Annotated in this window: 5 protein-coding genes; all 5 read right to left on the bottom strand. The window is 72.4% G+C overall.

Features of this window, described 5'->3' with window-relative positions; all coding sequences use genetic code 11:
- The coding region (locus AC13HU_RS25505) for a DUF4140 domain-containing protein (RefSeq protein ID WP_483044285.1) at positions 1 to 1,389 on the bottom strand (1,389 nt) is incomplete at its 3' end.
- A gap of 94 nt (positions 1,390 to 1,483) precedes the next feature.
- Positions 1,484 to 2,482 carry an ornithine carbamoyltransferase gene (gene argF / locus AC13HU_RS25500; protein ID WP_483044284.1) on the bottom strand — a complete coding sequence of 333 codons (999 nt, stop codon included), beginning with the start codon at positions 2,480 to 2,482 and terminating at the stop codon, positions 1,484 to 1,486.
- Between the two features lie 105 nt (positions 2,483 to 2,587).
- A complete protein-coding gene (locus tag AC13HU_RS25495; RefSeq protein WP_483044283.1) occupies positions 2,588 to 3,820 on the bottom strand; it encodes an arginine deiminase in 1,233 nt (410 codons plus the stop codon).
- A gap of 225 nt (positions 3,821 to 4,045) precedes the next feature.
- Positions 4,046 to 6,667: a polynucleotide kinase-phosphatase gene (locus AC13HU_RS25490; protein WP_483044282.1), complete on the bottom strand. Its 2,622-nt coding sequence runs from the start codon at positions 6,665 to 6,667 to the stop codon at positions 4,046 to 4,048.
- Positions 6,664 to 8,193 carry a 3' terminal RNA ribose 2'-O-methyltransferase Hen1 gene (locus AC13HU_RS25485; RefSeq protein WP_483044281.1) on the bottom strand — a complete coding sequence of 510 codons (1,530 nt, stop codon included), beginning with the start codon at positions 8,191 to 8,193 and terminating at the stop codon, positions 6,664 to 6,666. Before AC13HU_RS25485 ends, AC13HU_RS25490 begins: the two co-directional genes overlap by 4 nt.
- Positions 8,194 to 8,242: the final 49 nt, after the last annotated feature.

The following is an 8,242-nucleotide window of genomic DNA, read 5'->3' as shown; positions in this document are numbered from 1 at the left end:
GTGCCGGGGTTGTACGGCCGCGGGTGTCGGCGCGGGCGGCGCGGACCCGGAGAACGAGCGGGTGACTTCGGCCGCGCCTCCGTAGCCGAAGTCGGCTTCCTCCTGCGGGAGTCCGTAGCCCTCGCCCAGCGGCCCGAAGGACTGGGACCGGGGTAGGGCACCGCCCGGCGCGAGCGGCGAGAGGGGGGCGGAGGCCAAGACGTAACCCGGCGGCGGCAGTTGCGGGTGCCGCGCGTCCTCGGCTGCCTTCGCGGTGTCGTAGCCCGCGAACAACTCGTCGAGCCCGGGCGGGGGTTCGCGCCAGCTCGGGCCGGACGGCTCCTGCTGGCTGCGGCCGATCCGCAGGCTGCGCAGCTCCGGCAGGTCGGCGCGGCGCAGCAGGTCCGCGGTGGACAGGCCGAGCCGTACGCCCGTCCAGTCCTCGCCGGTCCGCTGGGCGACGCAGGCGCGCAGCACAAGGGTTCCGGCGCCGCTGCCACCGTCGAGGCGCAGCTGGTAGACGGGGGTCCAGGTGGCACCGGGTACGTGGTACTCCAGCTCCAACTCGGCTTCTACGGGGGGAATTTCGGGCAATGGCTCGGGCGAGGGAGCCGCGCCGGCAGCGGCTTCGGGTCCTCCCGGTTCCTCGGGTCCTCCGATGTGGCCGGCGCCTTCGGTGCGGCCCGTGTCTTCGCCGGGGCCGTTCCCGCCGGCGCCTCGGGTTCCGTCGGCTTGGCCGGCGTCTTCGGACACCAGCGTCACCATCGCGTACGCGGACGGCTCCACCCGGTCGGCCGGCAGCGCGCCGGACGACTCGTCCAGCCGGTGCCTGAGAACGTCGGCGTCGTGCTCGGCCTGCTCCAACTCGTCCTCGGTGGCGCGCAGTCGGGTGTGCAGCACGGCCAGCCGCGCGTCGACGAATCCGGCCAGCGCGAGGATGGACTCCACCGGGGCCCAGCGGGGCGGGTCGCCGCGCCGCGACTGGGGCGGCTCGGCCCGGAACCCGGCGACCTCCTCGATCTCGCCCGCCAGCCGGCCGCGGCGGTCCCGCAGCCTCGCGAGGCGGTCCTCCGCGTCCTCCAGGTCCAGCCGCAGGCCGGGCGTCTCATCGCCGCGCCGCAGCGTGGCCGCGACATCGACGCGGATGTCCGCCACCCGCAGCCCGGGCGGCCCCGACACCACGCTCCCGCGCAGCGAACCCCCGCTCAACGTCGGTGGCAGGCCGCCGATCCGAACCCGGAACGCGGAGTCGCCGGGCGCGGGCGCAGACGCGGACGCGGGCAATACGATCGGGGCCCGGCGCGTGCACACCGCGCCCTCGGCGTGCACCACGACCGCCGTCAGCACGGACCGCGCCTCTCCCGGCCCGCTGTCCGCGGTGCTGGTCGGCGCGCTCTCGCCGTTCTCCATGCCTCCCCCTGCCGGCCGGCCCGCTTCCGGCCTCGGGGACCGGAACTCGTCCGTACCCTAGCCGAGTTCGGCCGGCCGCCCGGAGGCGCCGGGCTCAGCCGAGCGTCGCGACGAGGATCGCCTTGATGGTGTGCATACGGTTCTCGGCCTGGTCGAAGACGACGGACTGCCCCGACTCGAAGACCTCGTCGGAGACCTCCAAGTGGTCCAGGCCATGCCGTTCGTGGATCTCGCGGCCGACGGCGGTGCCCAGGTCGTGGAACGCGGGCAGGCAGTGCAGGAAAGTGGCCCGCGGGTTGCCGGTGGCCCGCATCACGTCGGCCGTGACGGCGTACGGGGCGAGCAGTTGGATGCGCTCGTCCCAGACCTCCTTGGGCTCGCCCATCGACACCCACACGTCGGTGTGCACGTGGTCGGCGCCGCGGACGCCCTCCTCGACACTCTCGGTGAGGGTGATCCGCGCCCCGGTGCGTCCGGCCAGCTCGCGCGCCTGCGCGACCACGTCGGCCTGCGGCCACATGGCCTCGGGCGCGGCGATCCGCACGTCCATGCCGAGCAGCGCGCCGGTGGCCAGCAGCGAGTTGCCCATGTTGTAGCGGGCGTCGCCGAGGTAGGCGTAGGAGATCTCGGGCAGCGGCTTGGGGTTGTGCTCGGTCATGGTGAGGACGTCGGCGAGCATCTGGGTGGGGTGCCACTCGTCGGTGAGGCCGTTCCACACCGGCACGCCGGCGTATGCGGCAAGCTCCTCGACGGCGGTCTGGGCGTGCCCGCGATACTGGATGCCGTCGAACATCCGGCCCAGCACCCGGGCGGTGTCCTTGATCGACTCCTTGTGGCCGATCTGCGAGCCGGACGGGTCGAGGTAGGTGGTGGAGGCGCCCTGATCGGCGGCGGCGACCTCGAAGGCGCAGCGGGTACGGGTGGACGTCTTCTCGAAGATCAGCGCGATGTTCCGCCCGCGCAACCGCTGCACCTCGGTGCCCGACTTCTTGGCCGCCTTCAGCTCCGCGGCCAGCTCCACGAGGTGGCGGAACTCCTCCGGAGTGAAGTCCAGCTCCTTGAGGAAGTGCCGGCCCTTGAGGTCGACGGCCATGCGGGAACTCCTAGCGTGCGGTGTCATAGAATACTGGAACCCTATACGATGATCGGCATTCTTATACAGCCCTCTTCGGTGGGCCGCCGGTCACACCGCGTCACGTCACACCGCGTCACGCTCGATCGGGCAGCTCATACAGCGCGGCCCTCCCCTGCCCCGGCCCAGTTCGCTGCCGGGGATCTCGATCACCTCGATGCCGCGCTTGCGCAGGAACGTATTGGTGGTCGCGTTGCGCTCGTACGCCACCACCACCCCGGGTTCCACCGCCAGCACGTTGCAGCCGTCGTCCCACTGCTCGCGCTCGGCGGCGTGCACGTCCTGCGTGGCGGTGAGCACCGTGATCGCGTCGAGGCCGAGCGCGGCGGCGATCGCCCGGTGCATGTGCTCCGGCGCGTGGTCGGTGACCTTCAACTCGCCCTCCTCCGAGCCCGGCTCGATGGTGTACGAGCGGAGCATCCCCAGGCCCGCGTACTGCGTGAAGGTGTCGCCGTCGACCATGCTCATCACCGTGTCCAGGTGCATGAACGCCCGCCCCTTCGGCATGTCCAGCGCCACGATGGTGCGGGCCGAACCGGCCGCGAACAGCCCGCGCGCCAGCATCTCGACGGCCTGCGGGGTGGTGCGCTCGCTCATCCCGATCAGCACCGCGCCGCGGCCGATCACCAGGACGTCGCCGCCCTCGATCGTCGACGGATACGCGTTCTGACCCTCGGACCAGACGTGGAAGCCGCCGTCGGCGAAGAGCGGGTGGTGCCGGTAGATCGCCTCGAAGTGCACGGTCTCGCGCTGCCGGGCCGGCCAGCGCATCGCGTTGATGCTCACCCCGTCGTAGACCCAGGCCGAGGTGTCGCGGGTGAACAGGTGGTTGGGCAGCGGGTTGAGCAGGAAGTCGTCCAGGTCCATGGCGTGGAACCGGACCGAGACCGGCTCGGCGAACCGGTCCAGGAACTCCCGTTTCGTCATGCCCCCGACCAGCGCCTCGGTCAGGTCCGGGGCCGGCAACTCGTCGAACGCCGCCCGCAGATGCCCGGTGGCCAGCGGGCCGTACTCCTTCTCGTCGAAGACCCGGTCGAGGACCAGCCGCTTCGCCGCCGGCACCTCCAGCGACTCGCACAGCAGGTCGCCGAAGAGGTGGACCTGCACGCCGCGGTCGCGCAGCACGTCGGCGAACCCGTCGTGCTCGGCCCTGGCCCGGCGGACCCACAACAGGTCGTCGAAGAGCAGCGCGTCCTTGTTGGTCGGGGTCAGACGCTTCAGTTCGAGATCCGGGCGGTGCAGGATGACGCGGCGCAGCCGCCCGGTCTCGGAGTCGACGTGGAAGCCGTTGTCCGCCATGGAAGCCATGGAAGAAGAGCTTCCCATGTCGGGGACGGCTCAACACGGCACCGCGCCCGTTGTGCCGAGTCCGTGGTGTGGCGGGTCCGGGCGCAGGGTGCCCGGGCGGTGGCCGAGCCCGAGCCGTGGGGTGCCCGGGCGGTGCCGTACCGCTTGGCGAGCGGCACGGCACCGTAAGGCCCGACGGGCGGGCCGGTTCGCAACCGTGAGTTCGCAGCCGCTACTTCACAGCCGCGGGTCGACCGGCTCGGACTCCAGCGCGAGCACCGCGAAGACCGCTTCGTGCACCCGCCATAGCGGCTCACCGGCGGCGAGCCGGTCCAGCGCCTCCAGGCCGAGGGCGTACTCGCGCAGGGCGAGGGACCGCTTGTGGCCGAGTGCGCGGCTGCGCAGCCGGGCCAGGTGCTCGGGGCGGGTGTACTCCGGGCCGTAGATGATCCGGAGATACTCCCGGCCGCGGCACTTCACCCCGGGCTGCACCAGCCGGCCGGACTCGGTGCGCACCACCGCGGCCAGCGGCTTGACCACCATGCCCTCGCCGCCCGCCTCGGTCATCTCCAGCCACCAGCGCACCCCGGCGGCCACCGACTCCTCGTCGCCGGTGTCGACGAGGAGCCTGCGGGTGGCCCGGAGCACGCCGCTGGCGTCGGCCTCGACCAGGCGGTCGATGAGCGCGAGCTGCCGGTCGTGCGGCACGTCGGCGAGGCTGCGGTCCTGGACGGCGAGGAGCTGGAACGGTGCCAGCCGCACCCCGTCGAGCCCGTCGGTGCTCCAGCAGTAGCGGCGGTACGCCTCGGTGAACGCGGCCGCGTCGGCGGCCCGCTCGCCCTGCCGGGCCAGCAGCGCGGAGACGTCGGTGCCTCGCCCGGCTGCCGCTTCCAGCGCGGCGAGGGCGGCGGGGAAGGCGGCACCGGACGCGGCGCCCACCGCCGCGTACTGCTTGCGCAGCAGACCGGACGCCTTCAGCGACCAGGGCAGCAACTCGGCGTCGAGCAGCAGCCAGTCGGTGCCCAACTCCTCCCACAGCCCGGCGGCGGTGACGGCCGCGCGCAGCCGGGCCAGCACCTCCTCGGTGACGGTGGGGCTGTCGAAGAAGGGCCGGCCGGTGCGGGTGTGCAGGGTGCCGGTGACCCCGGGGGCGATCACGCCGAAACGGTCTCTTGCGGTGGCCTCGTCGCGGCAGACCAGGGCGACCGCGCGCGAGCCCATGTGCTTCTCCTCGCAGACGACCTGCGCGACGCCGTCGTCCCGGTAGGCGGCGAACGCCTCGGCCGGGTGCTCCAGGTAGCCCTCCTGAGTGGACGTGGCGCACGGCGACATGGTCGGCGGCAGGTAGCCGAGCAGGCGCGGGTCGACCGCGAAGCGGCTCATCACCTCCAGGGCGGCGGCCGCGTTCTCCTCCCGGACGGCGAGCCGACCCATCCGGGTGGTCTCCACGGTGCGGCGGCCGGCGACATCGGCGAGGTCGAGCGGACGGCCGTCCTTCGCGCCGGGCGCGGGCGTGGCGAGCGGCTTCACCGGCTCGTACCAGACCCGCTCGGCCGGCACGTCGACGATCTCCCGCTCCGGCCAGCGCAGCGCCGTCATCCGGCCGCCGAAGACGGCGCCGGTGTCGAGGCAGAGGGTGTTGTTGATCCAGGACGTGGTCGGCACGGGGGTGTGACCGTAGACGACGGCGGCGCGGCCGCGGTAGTCCTCGGCCCACGGGTAGCGCACGGGCAGGCCGAACTCGTCGGTCTCGCCGGTGGTGTCGCCGTACAGGGCGTGCGAGCGGACCCGGCCGGAGGTGCGGCCGTGGTACTTCTCGGGCAGCCCGGCATGGCAGACCACCAACTTGCCGCCGTCCAGCACGTAGTGGCTGACCAGGCCCTCGACGAAGGTCTTCACCCGGGCACGGAACTCGGGGTCCCGCTCGTCCTCCCGCTCGAACTGCTCGATGGTCTCGGCGAGGCCGTGGGTGTGCTGCACCTTGCGGCCCTTGAGGTAGCGGCCGAGCTTGTTCTCATGGTTGCCGGGCACGCACAGGGCAGTGCCCGCCTCGACCATGCCCATCACGCGGCGCAGCACACCCGGGCTGTCCGGGCCCCGGTCGACCAGGTCGCCGACGAACACGGCGGTACGGCCCTCGGGGTGCGTGCCGTCGTGGTAACCGAGCTTCGCCAGCAGCGTCTCCAGCTCCGAACTACATCCGTGCACGTCGCCGATGATGTCGAAGGGGCCGGTGAGATGCGTCAGGTCATTGTAACGGCGCTCGGTGGCCACCCGCGCGGTGTCCACCTCCTCGGTGCCGCGCAGGATGTGGACCTTACGGAAGCCCTCCCGCTCCAGCCCGCGCAGCGAACGGCGCAGCTCGCGCTGGTGGCGCTGGATGACGTGGCGGGGCATCCCGGCCCGGTCCGGGCGGGCCGCGTTGCGATCGGCGCACACCCGCTCCGGCACGTCCAGCACGATCGCGATCGGCAGCACGTCGTGCTCGCGGGCCAGCGCGATCAGCTGGCGGCGCGCCTCGATCTGCACGCTGGTCGCGTCGATCACGGTGCGGCGCCCCGCCGCGAGCCGCTTGCCCGCGATGTAGTGCAGCACGTCGAACGCGTCGCGCGTCACGCTCTGGTCGTTCTCGTCGTCGCCGACCAACCCGCGGCAGAAGTCCGACGAGATCACCTCGGTCGGCTTGAAGTGCCGCGCGGCGAAAGTGGACTTGCCCGAACCGGTGGCCCCGATCAGCACGACCAGCGAGAGGTCGGTGACTGCCAGCTCGCGCGGCGGCTTCACGGCGCCCGGCGCGGCCTCGGAAACCGGCGCGTCCGGGGCGCCCGGGGTCTCCGGGGTCGTACGGCGCTCGGTCATGCGGCGGCCTCCTTCTCGTTCTTCTTGTCCTGGTCCTGCTTCTGGTCCATACGGGTCTCGGTGCCGTGTTCCGCAACGCCGTCCGCGGCACGGCCGAAGACGGCCATCTGCGTGGGCGGCCCCACCTCCGGGTCGTCCGGCCCCACCGGCACGAACCGCACCTGGTAGCCGTACTGCTCCGCCACCCCTTCCGCCCACTGGCCGAACTGCGCCCTCGTCCACTCGAACCGGTGGTCCGCGTGCCGCACATGCCCGGCCGGCAACGACTCCCACCGCACGTTGTACTCGACGTTCGGCGTCGTCACGACCACCGTCCACGGGCGGGCCGCCCCGAACACGGCGTACTCCAGCGCCGGCAGCCGCGGCAGGTCCAGGTGCTCGACCACCTCGCTGAGCACCGCCGCGTCATAGCCCTTCAACCGTGCGTCGGTGTACGCCAGCGAACCCTGGAGCAGCGCGACCCGCCCCGCCTGCCGCTCCCCCATCCGGTCCAGCCGCAACCGGCGCGCCGCGATGTCCAGCGCCCGCACCGATACGTCCACACCCACGATCTCGGTGAACCGCACCTCCTTCAGCATCGCCGCCACCAACTGCCCCTGCCCGCAGCCCAGATCCAGCACCCGCGCCGCACCCGCACCACGCAGCTCGGCGAGGATCGCCTCCCTGCGCTGCACCGCCAACGGCGCCGGCCGCTCCGCCACCTCCTCGGGCTGTTCCGGCTCCACCGCGTTGTCGATCTCCTCGACCTCGATGTCGTCGGCCTCCGCCAGCCGGACCAGCTCCAGCCGCTCCATCGCCTCCCGCGTCAGCGACCACCGCCGGGACAGGTAGCGGCTGGTGATCAACTTCTGCTCCGGGTGCCGCGGCAGCCACCCCTCGCCGAACCTCAGCAGCTTGTCCACCTCGTCCGCCGACACCCAGTAGTGCTTGGCGTCGTCCAGCACAGGCAGCAGCACATACAGGTGCCGCAACGCATCCGCCAGCCGCAATTCCCCTTCCAACGTCAGTGCCACATACCGCGACTCACCCCACTCCGGGAATCGCTGGTCGAGCGGGATCGGGTCGGCCACCACCCGCCACCCCAGCGGCTCGAACAACTTCGCCACCAGCTCGGGCCCACCCCGCGCGGGCAGCACAGGCACCTCGACCCGCAACGGCATCGGCGCCGCCGCCCGCTCCGGATGCGTCCGGCACTCCCCGCGCAGCGCGCTGGAGAACACCGTCCGCAACGCCACCGCCAGCAGCGACGACGCGGCGTACGGCCGGTCGTTCACGTACTGCGCGAGCGCGGCGTCGGGCGCGCCGCCACGGCCCCGGCCCTTACCCCGCCGCACCAGCGCGGGCGAATCCACCTCCAGCAGCAGTGCCGCGGTGGTCGACTCGGCGGTGGCCTCGGGGTAGAACACATGCGCCTCGCCGTAGGCCGTCGAGAACGCCTGTGTCCTGTCCGGATGCTTGTGGAGCAGGAACCCCAGGTCAGTGGCCGGAACTTCGGTGCTGCCGGTGGCAGTGATCGTCATGAACACGTATCCGAGTATCAACGGCCGGGCTCCCGGCCGACACCGGATTATGAAC

It is taken from the genome of Streptomyces sp. NH27, assembly GCF_056859195.1.
Note: the sequence above shows the minus strand (reverse complement) of the source record. Positions and strands in the feature narration are given on the sequence as shown.